We start from the raw sequence: 19633 nt of genomic DNA, 5'->3' as shown, positions 1-19633 counted from the left end.
AGCAGGTAACAGCGGTAGCCAAATCGAGAATCGAGTATCGAGAATCAAGAATCGCATATCAACCCCTCCAGCTTACCCAAAAACCTCCAGCTGAACCCCCAGCAACACCAGAAACAGCAGCAGGCAGATTCCCAGCAGCGTATTGGTGATCCAGCCGTTGCGCAACGATCCGAGCCAGCGCGACTGGTTGTTCATATACAGCAGGGTGAGGGCCAGGAATGGCATGAAGGCCGCGCCGGAAACGGCGTATACAATGGCGATCCAGGCTGGGCGCTGAAAGACGGTCAGCAGAATAGGCGGCAGCGCCAGGTAGAGGAGGAACCAGCGATAAGCCGGGGTTTGCCGCAGGGGTTGGGCGGGGAGGTCGATGTTCGCGTACCGCTTCCGGTACCGGCCCCAGAGGTCAGCGAAAAGGTAGGGGACTCCGCTGTATACTCCCACCATGGAGGTGAGTACGGCGGCCCAGAAGCCCACCAGGAAGCTCCAGTATCCAACCTGTCCCATCACCGTAGCCAGTTGTCCGGCGATGCTGGTTACCAGGGCATAACCGCCCACGGCTTCCGGGCGTACTCCGGCCGCGATGACGGTTACCGCCATCCCGAAAAGGGCCGTCAGTACGTAGGCCACCCCCAGGTCCATTCTGATTTCCCCGATGCGCACGTCTCCCAGCTGCCGCTTTTCGCGCAGCCAGTAGGCGTAGCACATAATCGTCAGGGTGCCCCCCACGGCGCCCACCAGCGCGAAACTGAACAGCAGGCCGTCGGTAGTCCCGGGCACCGTAGGAATGAAGGTGTTGGACACCACCGCTCCGTAGGAAGGCGCCACTACCACCGCGCAGCCGATTACCACCGCAAACAGCAGGGCGATCACTCCCTTCATCACCTTCTCCACCCCCCGGTAACCGCCCCAGCGGACCAGCGCCAGGCCCAGCACGGACTGGATCGCCCCCCAAACTGTTGCGCCCGTCTTTTCGGAAAAGGGCAGGGGGAAGATGCTGTTGGCCACCACCCCGTTGTAGGAGATAAGGGTGCCCGCCACCAGCAAGGCCCAGAAGCAGAGGTAGACACCGAAGGTGAGGGCGACGATTCTCGGGAGCCGTTCCACCCAGCCCTCCAGCAGGGTGGTGTTCGTGGCGAGTTCCCAGCGGGCCAGTCCCTCGTTGAGTGCGAACTTCAGTACCGCCCCGACCGCGATCGCCCAGAGCAGGGTGAGGCCGTAGCGTGCCCCACTCAGCGACGAGATCACCAGGTCGCCCGCCCCGACGCCGGTGGCGGCCACCAGCAGTCCGGCGGAGAGGGAGGGCAGTTTGGGCATGAAGGGAAGGTAGGGTTAAGAAACTCCTCGCGGGAAAGGATTCGCAAGGTGTAATGGGGCGGTTAAAACCCTACACATCCAGTATCGCCCGGCCCCTTTTCCCGATCCGCTTTCGGGTTTCCGGGGTGATGTACTTCCGCTGGTCGATCTGCTGGGGTTGGTCCCGGGTGCAGAAATAGCTGTGGATGCTCCGGCGGTCGCGGTCGGTGTGGTTGGTGGTGCCGCCGTGCCAGACGTGGGAATTGAAGATTACTACGGAACCGGCGGGCGCGGTGATGAGGATTTCATCCGGGTGACTGGCGTGGGGATCGGGCATGGCCGCTTCCGGCAATTCCCTCGACCGGTGGGTGCCCGGCACGATCCGGGTGGCGCCGTTGCGTTCGGTAAAATCATCGAGGATCCAGATGCTGTTGCAGACCTTGAAACTGTCTTCCGCCACGGCATTCTTGTAGTCGACGTGTAGCTTCTGTTGGCCCTTCCCGGGTTTGGCCGCCCGGTAGTTCAGGGAGGACAGCTTGTACTCGGCACCCAGCACGGCCTCGATGGCGGCCAGTACCCGGGGGTGGGTGTAGCAGATATCGAATACGGGCCCTTTGTTGACCAGGTCCGCCAGCCGGTCGGCTCCTTCTTCCTTCGGGTGGCGGATGTACTTTGATTCGGCCAGCTCGGCTCCGGCGCGGTCGCCTTCCTGTTGCTGTAGTTCCGCCAGGCGGGCGTTGATTTGATCGACCTCAGCGGGCGTGAGCAATTGGCCGAGGTTGAGGTAGCCGTGGGTATCTAGAAAGTCTTTTTCCTGAGGGGTTAGCATGGTGAGGCCAGTGGTAAAGGGGTGAGGGTCTGGGCTGCGGGCAGATGTCCGGGATTAAGATAATTATTAGTTATTCATACGTCCCCCGGGGTAGCAGGAATCCAGCCTCAGGCGTTGCCCCCCTTCAGCGTTTTGGCCACGGCATCCAGTACGCCCGGCCCGTCGGCCAGGACGATCAGGGAATCCCCCGTTTCCAGTTTCGTGGAACCATTGGGCAGGAGGTAATTACCCTCCCGCTTGATCATGGCGATGATGGCGTTCTTCGGGAAGCCCAGTTGCACGATTTCCTTTTCCACCGCGTAGCAGTCCGGGGTGATGGTAAACTCCTGCATCTCGGCCTTGGGGTTATCCGCCAGCAGGAGGTCGGTGGCGTTCAACTTCTTCGCCTGTTCGGGCAGCGCCACCTTGAGCCACTTGGCGAACAGCGAGAGGGTGGTGCCCTGGATGAGGACGGAGGAAACGGAAATGAAAAAGACGATGTTGAAAATGGCGGTGGCCTTGTCGATGCCGGCCAGCAGGGGATAGGTAGCGAAGACGATCGGTACCGCCCCCCTCAGCCCCACCCAGGAGATGTACAGCCGCCTCCTCATCTTCATCCGGAAGAACATCAGACTGAGCAGCACCCCTACGGGTCGGGCCACGACGATCAGGAAGAGGGAGACCAGCAGCCCGATGCCGGCGTAGGGCATCATCTGGGAAGGAAAGACCAGCAGCCCCAGGGTAAGGAACAGTACGATCTGCATGAGCCAGGCCAGCCCGTCAAACATCTTCAGGATGGTCCGCTTGTGGATCAGGTCCTGGTTGCCGAGATAAACCGCGCAGATGTAAATCGCCAGGAAGCCGTTGCCGCCCACCGCGTCGGTGGCCGAAAAGGTGATGAACATGAGGGCAATGACGAGCACGGGGTAGAGCCCTTCGAAGTCAAGCTTGATCCGGTTGATGATCTGCTTGCTGAGGTGGCCGAAGGCAAAGCCCCCGACGCCGCCCAGGGCCATCTGCAGCAGGAACATAGGAATCACGGAGGCCAGGCTCTGGTCCTGGTTCACCACCAGCGTCAGGAAGGCCAGGGTCAATACGTAGGCCATGGGGTCGTTACTGCCGCTTTCCAGCTCGAGGGTAGGGCGGAGGTTGGTTTTCAGGGCCAGGTTCTTCGACCTCAGGATGGAAAACACCGCCGCGGCATCCGTTGAGGATACGATGGACCCCAGCAGCATGCTTTCGTAGATGGTGAAGTCGGTTACGTACCAGACGAAGGTCCCGAGGGAAACCGCCGTGAACAGGACGCCCAGGGTGGACAAGGCCACGCCCTCCCGCAGGATGGGTTTTACGGTGGCCCAGTTGGTGTCCAGTCCGCCGGAAAAGAGGATGAAATTGAGGGAAACGATGCCGATAAACTGAGCGAGGCTCGGATCGTTGAAAAAGATTCCGCCGATGCCGTCGGACCCCGCCAGCATGCCGATGGCCAAAAACAGCAGCAGGGTGGGTACGCCGAACTTGTAGGAGGTCTTGCCCGCGACGATGCTGATCAGCAGCAGGATAGAGCCGATCAGCAGGATATTTTCAATGGTCAGGTTCATGGTTTCGGGGGGGTGACGCAGCCACGGGTCATGGCGGAGTGGAAATGAAAGCGGGACCGCAAGGGGTTCCCGCTGCACAGCAAACGCCGCAAAGTATCAATTGGCACTAGCTCATCCTCCTCCTTTCCAGTAAGAAATTGGGCAGAAAAAGCTACTTCACCAGTCCCTCGAGGCCCCTGAAGATCTTGCGGCGCTCCGCCGGGTCACCGGGTCGGTTCAGGAAGAGGAAGAGCTGGGCAGACGGGGGCTCGGATACGCTGAACAGTTCAAATCCCCGCACGGAGCCGTCCACTTCCACGGATGACCCACGGAAGCGGCGGGAATGCTCCGCATCGAAGACCTGGTCTCCCCGGACCAGGGTGTAGAATCGCCGCAGGTCCCCGAGGGTGGAGTACATCCCCCCGCTGCCCTTGATCAGCCAGGAGGTGGGGCCCCAGTTCGGGGGGATATTGGGCAGGCCCACGAACTGGGGGCCGCCGCCCACGGCGAAATCCTCAAGGGAGAAGTCCTGGCGGTCGCCGTATTCGCCGGTGCGCTCCATTCCGGCGGGGATAAAGAAGTTCTCTTTGAGAAAAGCCATATACGATTTCCCGCTGACCAGCTCCACGATGGCCGCCAGCAGTCCGTAGGCGCCGTGGGAGTGGGCGCGCCCGGTGCCGGGGGCGAAGCGCAGCGGCTGGGACAGAAGTCGGTTAACGGCCTCCTCACGGCCAATCCACTGCAGGTCGGCGTCCCAGTCTGAATCGTTGTGAAAGAAGTCCGGCAACCCCGACTGGCCCGTCATCAGGTGACTCAGGGTCATGTCGCGCTTGTCAGCGGGCACCCCTTCCAGGTGCACCCCCAGGGTATCGTCCAGGCTCAGCTCGCCCCGCTGGTCCAGCAGCAGGATGGCCGCAACGGTGAAGTCGATCGGCCGGGATCCGATGGCGAAGATGGTGGACGTATCGTTGGCCACGCCCAGGCTTTCGTTGGCCATTCCGAAGGGTTGCTCGATCAGCACCTTGCCGTCGGATTCGACGTAGAGTAGTCCGGCCATCCCCCGCTCCAGCATATACTTCACGGCGCCTTCCGGATGCTCCGGATCGAAGGTGAGCCGCTCTTCCGGTGGCAGCACGGACAAGCCGGTCACCCGCCGGGCATCGAAATCATAGGCGACGAGCAGCCGCTTTTCCACGCCGTTGCCGATGAGGGTCAGGATGGCCCCGGCGTCCTCGACATCGAGCATGATGCCGTCGCGCAGTCCGGCGAGCTCCCGTTGCAGGGCGCGTATTTGGGCTACGAGGGCCGGGCGGTCGGCCACCTCGCCCATGTAGGTATCGATGAAGGCCGTGATGTCGGCTGTGTTTTCCTGGTCCAGCAACCGCTCGGCGGCCATGGCGGCGGATTCGATTCCCGTGTCCTGGGCGGAGAGGGAGGCCGAGCAAAGCAGCATCAACAGTAAAATGACTCGCATAGTGGTGTAGTTGGCTCGGGTATAAGTTAAGGCACCGGGTGGTTTCGCTTCGTGCCGTCCTACGCCCAGGGCAGCAGGGGCGCAAAGTCGCGCCTGAAGGCCAGGTAGCGTTCCCGCTCCTCGGTGGCCGGGGGCGAGGGAAACCTGACCAATCGTCCGGCACCCGCGCGCCGCCGCCCGTGCACAAAACGGCCGCGCCGGGAATTCTAGAGGGTATGAAAATGAAGCGACGGGACCCCATCCGGCAGGTCAGGCTGACCTTCAACCACCGGGCTGCAAACATCGAGGAAATCCGCGGCCAGTTGTCTACCTCGGTGGTGGTGGACCAGACCCTCTTCGTGGCCTACGACGAAAGCTCGGCCATCGAGCGGCTACTCGAAGAAGAAGGAGGCTACGGCAACCACGAGACCTATGAACTGGCCGACTTCTTCGACCTGCCCGACGGCAGCGAGGGGGAGATGGACATTGAGGGGTTGGCCTGGGAGGAGCCCTACCTGTGGTTTACCGGCAGTATGTCGCTTAAGCGTGCCACTCCAGACGAGGACGATGACGACCAAACCGGCGCCGCGGCCCTGGGCACCATCACGGTGGACCGCAACCGCTTTTCCCTCGGGCGTATCCCCTGTCGGGTAAACCGGAAAACGGGCACCTGGACGCCCCTGCATCAGGTCACCATCGACGGGAAGAAACACACGGCCAAACTGCTCGAAGGGGGCTCCGACAGCACCGTCCTGACTGAACTGCTGAGCACCGACGCCCACCTGAGCCCCTTCATGCACATCCCCTGCAAGGACAACGGCTTCGACATTGAGGGGCTGGCCGTTCACCACGGTCGCATCTTTATCGGACTGCGCGGACCGGTCATCGGAGGCTGGGCCGTGGTACTGGAGTTCGGGGTACATGAGCGGGGAGACTTTCTCCACCTGGACGGCCGCGGCCACCACGACAAGCCATACCGCAAGCACTTTGTCAAACTGGCCGGCATGGGCATCCGCGAAATCAACATCGACCCGCGCACCGGCGATGTGCTATTGCTGGCCGGGCCCACCATGGACCTTGACGGGACCATCAGTGCCTGGTGCATCCGCGGCGGCTTCCCGGAGAAGGAAGTCACCGTCTGCCACCACCCGGAGCGGCTGTACGACGTCACCCACGGCGGGCAGCACGCCTACGGAAAGGACAAGGCGGAAGGCATGGCCATCCTGGCCGACGGCACCCACCTGGTCATTTACGACAGCCCCCTCCCCGAACGACTGGTCGGAGAGGGGGCGGTGCTGGGGGATGTGTTTCACCCCTGAGGGGAGGTACCTGGCTAGCGGGTCACGACGATGCGCTGGGTCTGCCATTCACCACTAAGCATGAGGCTCAGGATATAGGTGCCGGGGGTGAAGCGGTCCAGGGGAATGTCGATGGTATTCCTTCCCGGCGTCACGGCGACTGGCCGGGTAGCGACCACTTGTCCCGTGAGCGAAGTCAGGCGCAGCAGGGCTTCCGCTCCGCCGCGGTGCTCGAAGGTGAGAACGGCGCGGTCGGTGGCGGGGTTGGGGTAGACGGACAGCCGGATACCAGCCGGTTCGCGGATCACCGAGACGATGGAGCTGGTGGACTCCGTACCGTCCAGGTCCACCGTGGTGAGGCGGTAGTAGGCCTTTTCAATGGGGTGCTCGTCGGTAAACCGGTAGTCGAGGTATCCGTCGCTGTTGCCGGCCGCCGCTACGGTGCCGATCACTTCCCAGTTGTCGGTGCCGTTGTGGCTGCGTTCCACCCGGTGGAAGTCGGTGTCGGCTTCGTAACTGCTGGTCCACTCCAGGAGATTGGTAGCCCCGTCGGCTTCAGCCGTGAAATCGGTGAGGGAGATGGGCAGCGACATATCCCCCCCGCCGGCGTACGGCGAGGTAGTGGTGAGGGTGAAATGGTCGATGGGTGTGCCGTCCTCCCGCAGGGCAATGCCCAGGACGTGAAGACCGGTCGTGGGTATTTCGATGGTCAATACCTCTGAATAGTAGGTAGTCCAGGCATTCGGACTCAACTCATCCAGGTGCTGCTCCCGGATCTTGATGCCGTCCAGGTAGTAGGTAAAGGAATTGTTCGACCCATTCGGCGCGGCGTGGCGGACGTAGAGGTAATGGGTGCCGGTCACTACGAAGTTGATGTCGAACTCCTGCAGGGGCGCGAGGTCCGACCGGGCGCCGGACATGATGAGGGTGTCCGCCGCGTCGTTCTCCACGATGGCGTACTTCCGGCCCTCGGCGGTAGCGTCGCTGACGTAGGCCCAGCGCAGGCCTTCGTACTGTCCGGTGCCGGCGCGGTTACGGGAGGGGGTTTCCATGGGGAGCTCGACGATGTTCCCCACCTGGGCGCTCTGCTTGTAGACCAGGTCCGGCGGGGTTTCGATCGTGGTGTGCTGGCCCAGCCCGGAGGGAGCGTAGGCCGGATCGGTCGTTACGATGATCTTGTCTATGGGGGTGTAATCCTCCCGCATGTAGATGCTCATGATTACTACCTCACCGGCCGAGGCGGCAAACAGTTCCGGGGCCACCTGCCATTGCCAGGCATCCACGATATCCAGGTGAAAGGCACTGACCAGGCGGTCGTTGATGGTAATCCAGACGGAGTTGTCGTCCAGCATGGCCTTGTGGCGCAAATGGATATAGTGGTTGCCGGTATGGCCGATCTCGAGCTCAAAATCCAGGCGGGGAGCCTGGCGGAAGTTGGAAGAGTCACTTATTTCAGCAGCTTCCGCCGTGGTCATGTACTTTCCCCCACTGGCCCCGGTGTCGTTGGTAGACACCCAGTTGCGGCACTCGTAGGTGCGGCTTCCGTAGACGGTGTTGGTGGCTTCCTCGGCCTCCATCACGAGGATGCCATGGCCGGTACGGGAATCTTCGGAATAACTGATGCGGCCGTTCTGTCCCTTGACCTCCCGGCTGTAAACGGTTTCGGTAACGTTGGGTCCGAAGCGGTAGTAGGAGGCTCCCGCGGTGGAGGTGATGATGATCCGGTCCAGGTAGAGGCCGTCTTCCCGCTGGTGAACGGTGAAGGTATGGATGCCGGTGGAGGTGACACTCATGGTAACCGGTGCTACACCCCAGACCCACTCGGTGTTGGTCACGTCCAGGTGCCAGGCTTCCAAAAACAGGTTTCCGTCCAGGCTCAGACGGACGGAGTTGTCCGCGTCACTGTCGGCGCGGTAGCGGAAATGGACGTAGTACGTCCCGGTCTGCAGGAAATCGATCTCGTAATTCAGGCGGGCCCCATCCGCCGGGAGGTCGTACATCTCATTGCCGGTGGTCGGTATGCGCACGTAAGCACCATTTCCCGCCTGGTTGGTGGTGAATTCTTCCCACGCTACCTCCGGTCCGTGGCCCGCCCGGACCGAGGCGCTGCTGGTGGTGGGGCGCTCGGCTTCCATCACTACTCGGTCTCCTCCATCTACCACTTTTTGGGTGTAGGTTACCGCGGTACCATCGTGGCAGCCGGGGGAGGCCATTGCCGGGGTGGCCACGGCGAGAAGCACCGCAGTGGGCAGCAATAGCCGCCACTCGCAGTATCGTGAAAAGGGACCCCGAAGGGAAGTGAGTAGCATTCTTATCATAGGCCTCCATATCCAAACTGTACAACAGGTGTATATACACCAATATCTCAGTAAACCAGGGGTTATCACTTCCGAATTCCTTTACGCGGAGCCTCATCCGGTGAAGGGGAAATGATTAACCTCGGGGAAAATCTTAATTATCTAATTCACCCTGAATCGCAATCTGCGTCCAGGAACCCCGGGCAGGAATACAACCGATGACCGGCATTCCCTTGCCAGGAATTAAATGTCGAAACGTGGTAGCTGTTGCTTATCCTCCGCATAAACGGAGGGGATGTCAATGCCTATATAACCCGCCATACTGTGCGGGATTGCTTGTCTCCAAAGTTTTAAGGGTCCTTTTTACGGAATGGGGCAGTACAGACAGTAAGCGGTGCGATAGGGGTGGTCAGCGAACCGAAGCCGACCTACCCCCGGTTCCTCAGGTCGTCGATAAAGCGCGTGAGTTCCATCTCGTCGTACACGAGTACTTCCCGTGGCTTGGAGCCCTGGGAGGGCCCTACGATGCCGAGTTGCTCCATCTGGTCCATGATGCGGCCGGCGCGGTTGTAGCCGAGCTTGAGGCGGCGCTGTACCATGCTGGTGGAGCCGTGCTGCTGCTGGATGATGAGGCGGGCGGCCTCCTCGAACATGTCGTCGAGGTCGGCATAGGTGAGGGCGCCGGAGCCGGCCATCTCCTCGTCGGTATTGTACTCGGGCAGGAGGTAGGGTTCCACGTAGCCGCGCTGGTTGCCGATGAAGTTAATGACCTCTTCCACTTCGGGGGTGTCCACGAAGGCACCCTGCAGGCGTACCACGTCGCCACCGTTGCTCAGCAGCATATCGCCGCGACCGATGAGCTGGTCGGCGCCGCCGGCGTCGAGGATGGTGCGGGAGTCGACCTTGGCCGTCACCTTGTAGGCGATCCGGGCGGGGAAGTTGGCCTTGATTACCCCGGTGATGATGTTCACCGAAGGGCGCTGGGTAGCGATTACGAGGTGGATGCCTACGGCACGCGACAGCTGGGCCAGGCGGGCGATGGGCATTTCCACTTCCTTGCCGGCGGTCATGATGAGGTCGGCGAATTCGTCGATCACCAGTACGATGAAGGGCAGGAACTTGTGGCCCTTCTCGGGGTTCAGGCGGCGGGCCACGAACTTCTCGTTGTACTCCTTGATGTTCCGCGCGGCGGCCTTCTTCAGCAGGTCGTAGCGCTGATCCATCTCGATACAGAGGGAGTTCAGGATGTGGATCACCTTGGTGGTTTCCGTGGTGATGGGCTCCGTCTGACCGGGCAGGAAGGCCAGGAAGTGGCTCTCGAGCTTGGCGTAGGGGAAGAGTTCCACCTTTTTGGGGTCGATCATCACCAGCTTCACCTGGCTGGGGTGCTTCTTGTAGAGCAGCGACATGATGATCGAGTTGATACCGACCGACTTACCCTGACCGGTGGCGCCGGCCACCAGCAGGTGGGGCATTTTGGCCAGGTCGGCGATCAGTACCTCGTTCTTGATGGTCTTGCCGAGGGCCAGGGGGAGGTCCATCTTGGCGTTGCGGAACTTTTCGCTCTCCAGCACCTCCCGCATGCTCACCATCTGGGGGTTGGTGTTCGGCACTTCGATACCGATGGTGCCGCGGCCGGGGATGGGCGCGATGATCCGGATGCCGAGGGCGGCCAGGGAGAGGGCGATGTCGTCCTCCAGGTTCTTGATCTTGGAGATGCGTACACCGGGGGCGGGCACGATCTCGTAGAGGGTGACCGTGGGCCCGATGGTGGCCCGGATCTTGGTGATCTCGATCTTGTAGTTGAGCAGCGTCTCGATGATCTGGTCCTTGTTGGCCTCCAGTTCGGCGCGGTCCACCTCGTGCTTGCTGGTGTCGCCCTCCACGAGCAGCTGCAGGTGGGGCTTTTCGTAGGCGGGCAGGTCCAGCGTGGGGTCGTAAGGCTCGGTGTGGTCGTGGTTTTCCTCGGTCACGGCCAGGCTGGTGTCGATGCCGTTGTCGCCGTCGGCCACGATGAGGTTGTCGGCGCCGGCCGCCAGCGGGTCGGGGTTGACGAGGGTGACGTCGCCCACGGATTCCAGGGGCATTTCCATCTGGTCGCCGCGCACTTGCTCCAGTCCTTTCTCGGAAAGGGTGCGGGGCCCTTCGATCTCGAAGTTGCCGCGGTCACCGGGCGTCAGGGAAGGTGGGTTGGCCGGACGGTCACGGGCAACGGCGGGGGGCGCGGCCGCTGGTGCCGGGGTACGGGCCGCCGGGGGCGCCGGGCGACGCGGCTTGCGGCCCAAGCGCATCAGCTCCGAGAAGTGGTCGATTACGTCGTTGCGGATCTGACCGGGAGAGCCGTTGAAATCAATGCGCGCCTCGAAAATGAGGTAGAGCCCGAACAACAACAGCAGCAGCAGGATGACCCCGAAGCCACCGAGTACGCCGCTGAGGTGGGAGACCAGGTAGTCGCCCACGCCGCCGCCGAGGGGGAAGTCGGTCAGCCCGCCGAAGGCAAAGCTCAGCAGCACCGCCAGGCCGATCGTGAACAGCATCAGCTTCACGAAGAGGTTGGCCATGGGCTTCAGGGGCGCCCGCCGCAGGCGGTTCAGGCCCAGCCGGCCAATGAAGTACACCAGCAGGAAGCTCGGCAGCCCGAAGCAGAAATAAATGAAGAAATTGGACAGAAAAGCGCCCAGCCTCCCGAGCCAGTTGTCCACCGAGGCGGCGTCCTCGCTCAGCAATTTCCAGCTGAAACGCAGTACGCGGTCCTGGTCGATCTTCCAGGTGAACAGGTAGGAGACGAAGGCTACCGTGAGGTAGACGGCGATGAAGAGCAGCAACAGCCCGAAGAGTTTCGGAATGCGCTCGTCTCTCAGTCCCATTCGGAGACCCAGTTGTCCGCTCTTTTTTTGTGCTTTGGCCATGCAGTAAGTGGCTTGTGGGGCCGGGCGGCGAAATTACGATAAAAGGGGAGAACGCCGGGGGCGGGGACAAGGAAGTTAACAATTGGCACCTCCGGGCCGTCGGGGCTGTGGATACGGACGCTCCCGAGTGTTCCGCTGAACTGGGCACCCCGCGAGGTCCTGCCGGGTAGTCGGGACTGTGGCCCGGCCGGGAACTGCAATACGGACGCTCGCGGGTGCGCCGCTGCGCTGGGCACCCCGCGAGGTCCTGCCGGGTAGTCGGGCCTGTGGCCTGACTGCGATAAAACACTCCTAAAAATCGACTAGGCGAGGACCTTGCAGTGTGCCCGCCCTGGGCGGCTAGCACCTGCTAGTGTCCGGTGTCTTGAGCAGCATGACGGCTGAAGCCGTCGCTACGGGTGCCAGCCGGGTTGTCGGGCCTGTGGCCCGGCGCACGCTTCAGCGCCGCGGCAAATCGGCTAGGCGAGGACCTTGCAGTGTGCCCGCCCTGGGCGGCTAGCACCTGCTAGTGTCCGGTGTCTTGAGCAGCATGACGGCTGAAGCCGTCGCTACGGGTGCCAGCCGGGTTGTCGGGCCTGTGGCCCGGCGCACGCTTCAGCGCCGCGGTAAATCGGCTAGGCGAGGACCTTGCAGTGTGCCTGCCCTGGGCGGCTAGCACCTGCTAGTGTCCGGTGTCTTGAGCAGCATGACGGCTGAAGCCGTTGCTACGGGTGCCAGCCGGGTTGTCTGGCCTGTGGCCCGGCGTACGCTTCAGCGCCGCGGTAAATCGGCTAGGCGAGGACCTTGCAGCGTGCCCGCCCTGGGCGGCTAGCACCTGCTAGTGTCCGGTGTGGAAACCATCAGAACCATCCACCCCTCCACAGCAGGATACCCCCTACCACCAACTGTACTAAGTTTAGGGGTCATGTACCGAATCCTCCTCCCCCTGCTGCTCACTTTTGGGGCCGCCGGACTTTGCGCCCAGTCCGACGACCGCCCCAACATCATCTTCATTCTCACCGACGATCAGCGCTACGATGCCATCGGCTACGTCGGCAACCCCCTGGCCCATACACCGGAAATGGACCGGCTGGCCGAAGAGGGCACCTACTTCTCCCAGGCCGCGGTGACCACCCCGATTTGCGCGGCGAGCCGCGCCTCCATCCTTTCAGGGGTATACGAGCGTACCCACCGCTTCAACTTCCAGACGGGCAACCTCCGCGAGGAATACATGGCTGACGCCTATCCGGCCGTACTGCGGAGGGCGGGCTATCACACCGGCTTTTACGGGAAGTACGGCATCCGCTACGATGGCGAGGACCGCCTGTTCGACGAGTACGATACCTACGACCGCAACAACGCCTTCCCCGACCGGCGGGGATACTACTACAAGACACTGGACGGCGACACCGTCCACCTTACCCGCTATACCGGACAGCAGGCCCTGGATTTCGTGGACCGCAACGCGGATCAGGACAAACCCTTCTGCCTGAGCCTCAGCTTCAGCGCGCCCCACGCCCACGACCCGGCGGAGGAGCAGTATTTCTGGCAAACGGAAACGGATGGATTATTGCAGAACGGGGACGTCCCGGCACCCGCGCTCGCCGCCCAAAGCTACTTTGACGCCCTGCCCCGGCCCGTCCGGGAGGGATTCAACCGACTGCGGTGGACCTGGCGCTACGACACCCCGGAAAAGTACCAGCACAGCGTCAAGGGATACTACCGCATGATCGCGGGCATCGACCTGGAGATCGGCAAACTCCGCAAGAAACTGGCCGAGAAAGGCATCGACAAGCATACCGTTATCATCGTGATGGGCGACAACGGCTACTTCCTGGGCGAGCGACAGCTGGCGGGCAAGTGGCTGATGTACGACAACTCCGTACGCGTGCCGCTGATCGTCTACGACCCGCGGGCCCCACAGCACCACGACAGCGAGGCCCTGGCCCTGAACATCGACGTGCCGGCCACCATCGTGGACCTGGCCGGCTTGCCGGAACCCGGCACCTACCAGGGAAAGAGCCTGTTGCCGCTGGTCAAAGGCGCAGCGACCGGGGGGCTACGCGACACCGTCCTGATCGAGCACCTTTGGGAGTTCGACGAAATCCCGCCCAGTGAGGGCGTACGGACCAAAGACTGGAAGTACTTCCGCTACCTCAACGACAAGCGCGACGAAGAACTCTACCACCTGGCATCAGACCCGGCCGAAACGAACAACCTGGCTACCCAGGCCGAATACCGGGAGAAGCTGCTCGAATTCCGCCGCAAATGCGACGAGCTGGTCGAGCGGTACAGCGATGACTACTCCGCGGCCCCCACCGACCTCTCGGTCGAGTACTTGCGACAGCCCAGGGGGCTGCCCCTGCGGGACGGCAGGCCGGAATTCGGCTGGGTGGTGCCGGAGGGTTCCGTAGTGCAGGGCGCCTACCAGATCCTCGTGGCAGGCAGCCGGGAAATGATCGATAACAGTGTCGGGGACGTCTGGAACAGCGGTCGCGTAGGCAGTAGTACCTCGATAGGCGTTGAGTACGGCGGTCCGGAACTGGAGGCGGGGAAAACCTACTTCTGGAGGGTTCGCATCTGGGACGATGTCAACCGCCTCACCCGCTACTCCGACGTCCAGGAATTCACCGGTCCGGCCAGGGACCCGGGAATGGGGTATCTGACCACCGAAAACCGCTTCCAGGTAACCCGGATCGAGCCCGTGGAGATGCGGGCTACGGACGGGGGATACTTCGTCGACTTCGGCAAGGATGCCTTCGCCAATATGGAGGTGAGCTACACCGCGCGGCGCCCGCATACCCTCACCGTAAGGGTAGGGGAGCTGCTGAAAGATGACGGGACCATCGATCCCGAGCCGGGGGGCACCATTCGTTTTCAGGAAGTCGAGTTGCCCGTAAGGAAGGGCACCCACACCTATCTCCTGCCCCTGGTACCCGACAAGCGCAACACCAAGGAAATGGCGGTGCAACTGCCCGATTCCTTCCCCGTCCTGCTGCCCTTCCGATACGCGGAGATTGAGGGCGTGAAGGGAGCAGGGCTACGGGGGGTTACCCAGCTGGCCTACCACGGGTACTGGGAAGACGACCAGAGCTCTTTCACGAGCAGCGACACCATCCTCAACCAGGTCTGGGACCTGTGCAAGTACACCATCAAGGCGACGACCTTCGCCGGACTGTACGTCGACGGCGACCGGGAGCGCATCCCCTACGAAGCGGACGCCTACCTCAACCAGCTGAGCCACTACACCACCGACCGGGAGTACGCCATCGCCCGCCGCACCATCGAATATTTCATGGAGCACCCCACCTGGCCCACCGAGTGGCAGCAGCACGTGGCGCTGATGTTCCACGCCGACTATATGTACACCGGCAACACCGAACTGATCGAGCGCTACTACGAAGACCTGAAATACAAGACCCTCATCGGGCTGCTGGGGGAGGACCACCTGATCAGCTCCAGCCGCATCACCCCCGAATACATGCGCAAGTTGGGCTTCGGCGATCGGGACGAGAAACTGCGGGACATCGTCGACTGGCCACCCGCCCAGAAGGACACCGGCTGGAAACTGGCCACGGCCGAAGGGGAACGCGACGGCTTCGTATTCATGCCCAATAACACCGTCATCAACGCCCTCTTCTACCGCAATCTGAAGATCATGGCGGAGTTCGCGGGTGCCCTGGACAAACACGAAGAGCAGCTCGAATTCGAACTGCTTGCCCTCCAGGCCCTGCGCGCCGTGAACGAAAAGCTCTTCGACAAGGAGCGGGGCATCTACGTCGACGGAGAAGGCACCGACCACGCCTCGGTACACGCCAATATGTTCCCGCTGGCCTTTGGCATGGTACCGGAACCGTACGTGCAATCGGTAGGGGAGTACATCAAAAGCCGCGGCATGGCGGCCAGCGTTTACGGCGCCCAGTACCTGATGGAAGCGCTCTACAACGCCGGCATGGAGGACTACGCCCTTGAGCTGCTCACCTCCACCTCCGACCGCAGCTGGTACAACATGATCCGCGCCGGCTCCACCATGACCATGGAGGCCTGGGACCTGAAGTACAAGCCCAATCTCGACCTCAACCACGCCTGGGGAGCCGTGCCGGCCAACATCATTCCGCGCTTCCTGTGGGGCATACAGCCCAAGACACCGGGCTACGGGGTGGCGGTCATCCATCCGCAAATGGGCAGCTTGAAGGAATCAACCATCACCGTGCCCACCTTACGGGGGAAGATTGAAGGAGTGTACGAGAACGTCAGTCCCCGCGCCCAGAACTACACCATCACCCTGCCCGCCAACATGGTGGCCGAGTTTTCCCTCGACCTGAAGGAAAACCAGGTGCTCACCCTCAACGGGAAGGCCGTCAACCCCGCCTTCCCGACCCTGCGGCTGGAGCCGGGGGTAAACCGGATCGAGGTAAGGGTGAATACCTTCTAGGAGATTGCGCGGCGCCCCCCGCGGCCCCGCCCCCTCCGCCCGGTAGTCGGCTTGGTGGCGGGCTTGTCGCGGTAGCGGGCGCTGGGCACCAGGGGTTGCGGATAGTTACGGCCCAGATCGAGTCCGTAGTCCGATTGCTCGTTGGCGGGCAGGGCGTCGGGCTGGTGGACGTACTCCGCGGGCAGGGCCGCAAGTTCCGGGCACCAGCGGCGTACGTATTCCCCCTGGGGGTCGTAGCGCTCGGCCTGGCTCAGCAGGTTGAAGTAGCGGTCTTCCCGCGGGTCGGAGCCTACCCCGGCGACGTAGTTCCAGTTGCACCAGTTGCTGGTCACGTCGTAGTCGATCAGCATGTGCTCGAAGTACTCGGCCCCGAGGCGCCAGTCCACCTTGAGGTCTTTGACGAGGTAGCTGGCCACGTTCTGCCGGCCGCGGTTGCTCATGAAGCCGGTGCGGGCGATTTCCCGCATGTTGGCGTCGACGAAGGGGGTGCCGGTTTGCCCCTCGGTCCACCGCTTGAGCAGGGACTGGTCCTTGGTCCACTCCGGGTGGCCCTCCTCGCGGAAGCCGCTCTTGTGGAAGATCTTGTCGCCGTGCTTCTTGCCCATCAGACGGAAGAAGTCGCGCCAGAGCAGTTCGTAGATCACCGCGTAGGTGCTGTCGTTTGCACCGTTCTTGGCCTCGTAGGCGCGGATCTCGGCGTAGACCTGCTTGGGGCTCAGGCAGCCGAGGGCCAGCCAGGCGGAAAACTTCGTGCTGTAGTCGCCGCCGATCAGGCCATTGCGGGTTTCCTTGTAGGTGGAGATGGCCTGGCTGCCGAAGAGGTAGTAGGCCAGGCGGTCGAGACCGGCCGTTTCGCCACCGTGCCAGTCGATGGCTGCGCGCTCGTCGTGCGGGGGCTCCGGAATGCCGAAGTCTTCAAGCCCGGGAATCTCCCCGGGGTCGATGCCGGTGTTCTCGGCCAGGGGGACGCGGGCCGGGGTGGGGATGGGTTCGCGCACGGGCGTGAGCCGCTCGGTTTCCTTGCGGAACTGGCTGAAGGTATCCGGCGTCTGGGTGATGGGGAAGGGCAGGTCGGAAGTGTAGTACAGCAGCTTGCCACGGGAGTAGTACACCTCCCGGCCGATGGTCCAGAGGTTCTGCTCGACCAGGTTCTGTACCCTCAGTTCCTCGCTGGTCCGCTCGCGGTTGCAGAACACCCAACTGGCCTGACACTGCTTCGACAGCTCGGGCAGGATGTCTTCGGGGTGGCCGGTGCGCACCACCAGCTCGGCGCCGCGCGCCCGGAGGTTCTGGCGCAGGTCGGCGACGCTTTCCAGGATGAACTTCGCGCGGTGGGGACCGATCTTTGGCAGGCCGGTCAGGGGCAGGGTGCCACGCCACTCGCGGGGGTCAAAAATGTACACGGGGAGGAGCTCGTCAGCGTGCTTCATGGCGTCCGTCAGCGCTTCGTTGTCGTGCAGCCGGAGATCCCGCCTGAACCATACAATTGCCGCTCGTTTGCTCATGTTTCCGTGGTGTTGATTGCTGAGAACGTAACCCGGTGGGGTACGTATGGTTGTGGCCGGCGCCACTTTCCGGCGGGGCAGTAACTTCCGGCATGCGAACCACCTTTCTCGGCCTTCTGCTGGCCCTCTGCACCTGCGGCAGCGCCCAATCGGCGTACGAAACCCTGACCGACCTCAACTACCGGCCCGACAGCACCGACGCCTACATCCAGGAGCGCTGCGTGCTGGACTTTTACCATCCGACCGACAGCAGTGGCTTCGCTACCGTGGTCTTTTTTCACGGGGGCGGACTCAGCGCGGGTGCCAAATTCATCCCGGAAGCCTGGCTCGACCAGGGCATTGCCGTGGCCACTGCCAACTACCGCCTGCACCCCCGGGTGAAGAATCCGACCTACATCCGCGACGCCGCCGCCGCGGTAGCCTGGGTAATGGAACACATAGAGGAGTACGGCGGCGACCCGGCCAGGATCTACGTCAGCGGCCACTCCGCCGGCGGCTACCTGACCAGCATGATCGGGCTGGATACCACCTACCTCGCCGTCCACGGCCGCCACCCCGACAGCCTGGCCGGCCTCATCCCCTTCAGCGGGCACACCATTACCCACTTCACGCCCCGGCAGGAGCGGGGGCTGGAGTGGAACGACGTGGTGGTCGACCGCTACGCGCCCATCAGCCACCTGCGGCCCGACGCGCCACCCCTGCTGATCATCACGGGCGACCGGGAGCGGGAGCTCTTCGGGCGCTACGAGGAAAACGCCTACTTCTGGCGGATGCTGAAGCTCAGCGGCCACCCCAATACCTGGCTCTACGAACTGCAGGGCTTCGACCACGGCGGCATGGCGCGGCCGGCGAGTGTACTTACGTTGGACTTCATCCGGGGGCGGCTGCCCTGAGATCAGGAGCGGTCGCCTTCCTGTATGGGCAATTCGCTGGCCGCGGGGGTCCGCTCGTTCGTGGTAGTGGAGGGGCTCATCTCCAGTCGCGTCTTCGGCAGGTGGTCGGGGTAGTGCTGCTGGATCCAGCCGATAAGGTGTTCGCGGATGGCGCAGCGCAGGTTGAAGGTCAGGCCGGAATCCGCCGCGCTGGCGATGATGCGGATGGTCATCACGTCGGCGTTGTTGTCGGTGACCGCCACGCCGAAGACCTGCTTGTCCCAGAGCTCCTGGGTTTCCACGAAGCGCTGGGCCTCTTCCCGCAGTTTCTCCACCGGAAAGGTGTAGTCGACGTACATGAACACGCTGCCGATCAGCTGGGTGGTGCTGCGCGTCCAGTTCTGGAAGGTTTCGTCGATGAACACGTTCAGGGGCACGATCATGCGGCGCTGGTCCCAGATCTTGAGGGTGACGTAGGTGAGGGTGATCTCTTCCACGCGGCCGAACTCACCGTTCACGATCAGGGCGTCGTCGATGCGGATGGGCTGGGTAAAGGCGATCTGGAAGCCGGCCAGCAGGTTGGCGATCGACTTCTGGGCCGCGAAACCGATGATGATACCACCCACCCCGGCGGAGGTGAGCAGGGCGGTGCCTACGCTGCGGACGGCGTCGAACTGCAGCAGGACCAAGGCAAAGGTGACGATGAAGATGACAATGCCCACGATGCGCTGGATGTACTGCAGCTGGGTCAGGATCTTGCGTTCCCGCAGGTTGTTCTGCTCGTCGATGCTGTAGCGGTGGCGTACGGTATCGGCGGCAATGTTGACGATGCGGATCAGCAGCAACGCCCCGGCGATGTAGAGGATGGTCCGGGCCACCAGTACCAGGGGGCGGAGATACCAGGGATCACCCGGCTCGGCATCGGGGTCCACGGCCTGCAATCCGTTCCAGAATACGACGATGAGGGCAAAGGTCACCACCCAGAAAAAAGCATTCCAGGACCTCTTGCGAATGGTGTCGAGGGTGTAGCTGTCGGACCGCTTGGCCCAGCCGGCCACGACGGCAAAGAGGATGGAAGTCAGGATGGTCGAAAGGATCAAGGCTATGCCAACGAAGACGGCCATCTGGACGTAGAGGGGCGTCGTGTTGATATATTCAGTGATGTATTCCATGCGGATTCGGGGGCTAAGTCAAAAACGGGTAACGG

General features: G+C 62.5%; 11 protein-coding genes. 3 read left to right on the top strand and 8 right to left on the bottom strand.

Features of this window, described 5'->3' with window-relative positions; translation table 11 throughout:
- Positions 1–72: 72 nt before the first annotated feature.
- The 4 genes from CGL56_RS05860 to CGL56_RS05845 form a co-directional block, all read right to left on the bottom strand.
- Positions 73–1314 (bottom strand): Nramp family divalent metal transporter, encoded by a 1242-nt coding sequence (locus tag CGL56_RS05860; protein ID WP_099105602.1) that lies wholly within the window; start codon positions 1312–1314, stop codon positions 73–75.
- 70 nt (positions 1315–1384) lie between these two features.
- Complete coding sequence (locus tag CGL56_RS05855; RefSeq protein ID WP_099105601.1) at positions 1385–2122, bottom strand: phytanoyl-CoA dioxygenase family protein; 738 nt, start codon at positions 2120–2122, stop codon at positions 1385–1387.
- A 107-nt stretch (positions 2123–2229) separates the two neighbouring features.
- The gene (locus tag CGL56_RS05850; RefSeq protein ID WP_099106074.1) at positions 2230–3699 is read right to left on the bottom strand and encodes a potassium/proton antiporter; all 1470 of its coding nucleotides are present in this window, start codon (positions 3697–3699) and stop codon (positions 2230–2232) included.
- 151 nt (positions 3700–3850) lie between these two features.
- Positions 3851–5152, bottom strand: coding sequence for a serine hydrolase domain-containing protein (locus CGL56_RS05845; protein WP_099105600.1), 1302 nt, complete (start codon positions 5150–5152; stop codon positions 3851–3853).
- Positions 5153–5367: 215 nt separating this feature from the next.
- Here CGL56_RS05845 and CGL56_RS05840 point away from each other — a divergent pair, with 215 nt between their 5' ends.
- Positions 5368–6450, top strand: a complete 1083-nt coding sequence (locus CGL56_RS05840; RefSeq protein ID WP_099105599.1) for a DUF3616 domain-containing protein — start codon at positions 5368–5370, stop codon at positions 6448–6450.
- 14 nt (positions 6451–6464) lie between these two features.
- Here CGL56_RS05840 and CGL56_RS05835 read toward each other — a convergent pair whose 3' ends face one another.
- Positions 6465–8657, bottom strand: a complete 2193-nt coding sequence (locus tag CGL56_RS05835; RefSeq protein ID WP_167641621.1) for a T9SS type A sorting domain-containing protein — start codon at positions 8655–8657, stop codon at positions 6465–6467.
- Positions 8658–9154: 497 nt separating this feature from the next.
- A complete protein-coding gene (locus CGL56_RS05830) occupies positions 9155–11635 on the bottom strand; it encodes an FtsK/SpoIIIE family DNA translocase (protein ID WP_099105597.1) in 2481 nt (826 codons plus the stop codon).
- Positions 11636–12539: 904 nt separating this feature from the next.
- Here CGL56_RS05830 and CGL56_RS05825 point away from each other — a divergent pair.
- A complete protein-coding gene (locus CGL56_RS05825; protein ID WP_099105596.1) occupies positions 12540–16049 on the top strand; it encodes a sulfatase-like hydrolase/transferase in 3510 nt (1169 codons plus the stop codon).
- Here CGL56_RS05825 and CGL56_RS05820 read toward each other — a convergent pair.
- On the bottom strand, positions 16046–17554 hold the full coding sequence (locus tag CGL56_RS05820) for a DASH family cryptochrome (RefSeq protein ID WP_099105595.1): 1509 nt from the start codon (positions 17552–17554) through the stop codon (positions 16046–16048). The two genes, CGL56_RS05825 and CGL56_RS05820, sit on opposite strands and share 4 nt — an antisense overlap.
- 92 nt (positions 17555–17646) lie before the next feature.
- Here CGL56_RS05820 and CGL56_RS05815 point away from each other — a divergent pair, with 92 nt between their 5' ends.
- Positions 17647–18447 carry an alpha/beta hydrolase gene (locus tag CGL56_RS05815; protein WP_099105594.1) on the top strand — a complete coding sequence of 267 codons (801 nt, stop codon included), beginning with the start codon at positions 17647–17649 and terminating at the stop codon, positions 18445–18447.
- 2 nt (positions 18448–18449) lie between these two features.
- Here the strand turns inward: CGL56_RS05815 and CGL56_RS05810 are convergent, their stop codons facing one another.
- Positions 18450–19598 (bottom strand): mechanosensitive ion channel family protein, encoded by a 1149-nt coding sequence (locus CGL56_RS05810; RefSeq protein WP_099105593.1) that lies wholly within the window; start codon positions 19596–19598, stop codon positions 18450–18452.
- Between the last annotated feature and the right edge of the window lie 35 nt (positions 19599–19633).

Source organism: Neolewinella marina, assembly GCF_002631205.1.
Classification (GTDB): domain Bacteria; phylum Bacteroidota; class Bacteroidia; order Chitinophagales; family Saprospiraceae; genus Neolewinella; species Neolewinella marina.
This window is presented reverse-complemented; position numbering and strand designations above follow the sequence as displayed.

Bases quoted from the DNA above. Each gene is read 5' to 3' on its own strand.
- CGL56_RS05860 (WP_099105602.1), bottom strand. From the start codon at position 1,314: ATGCCCAAACTGCCCTCCCTCTCCGCCGGACTGCTGGTGGCCGCCACC.
- CGL56_RS05855 (WP_099105601.1), bottom strand. From the start codon at position 2,122: ATGCTAACCCCTCAGGAAAAAGACTTTCTAGATACCCACGGCTACCTC.
- CGL56_RS05850 (WP_099106074.1), bottom strand. From the start codon at position 3,699: ATGAACCTGACCATTGAAAATATCCTGCTGATCGGCTCTATCCTGCTG.
- CGL56_RS05845 (WP_099105600.1), bottom strand. From the start codon at position 5,152: ATGCGAGTCATTTTACTGTTGATGCTGCTTTGCTCGGCCTCCCTCTCC.
- CGL56_RS05840 (WP_099105599.1), top strand. From the start codon at position 5,368: ATGAAAATGAAGCGACGGGACCCCATCCGGCAGGTCAGGCTGACCTTC.
- CGL56_RS05830 (WP_099105597.1), bottom strand. From the start codon at position 11,635: ATGGCCAAAGCACAAAAAAAGAGCGGACAACTGGGTCTCCGAATGGGA.
- CGL56_RS05825 (WP_099105596.1), top strand. From the start codon at position 12,540: ATGTACCGAATCCTCCTCCCCCTGCTGCTCACTTTTGGGGCCGCCGGA.
- CGL56_RS05820 (WP_099105595.1), bottom strand. From the start codon at position 17,554: ATGAGCAAACGAGCGGCAATTGTATGGTTCAGGCGGGATCTCCGGCTG.
- CGL56_RS05815 (WP_099105594.1), top strand. From the start codon at position 17,647: ATGCGAACCACCTTTCTCGGCCTTCTGCTGGCCCTCTGCACCTGCGGC.
- CGL56_RS05810 (WP_099105593.1), bottom strand. From the start codon at position 19,598: ATGGAATACATCACTGAATATATCAACACGACGCCCCTCTACGTCCAG.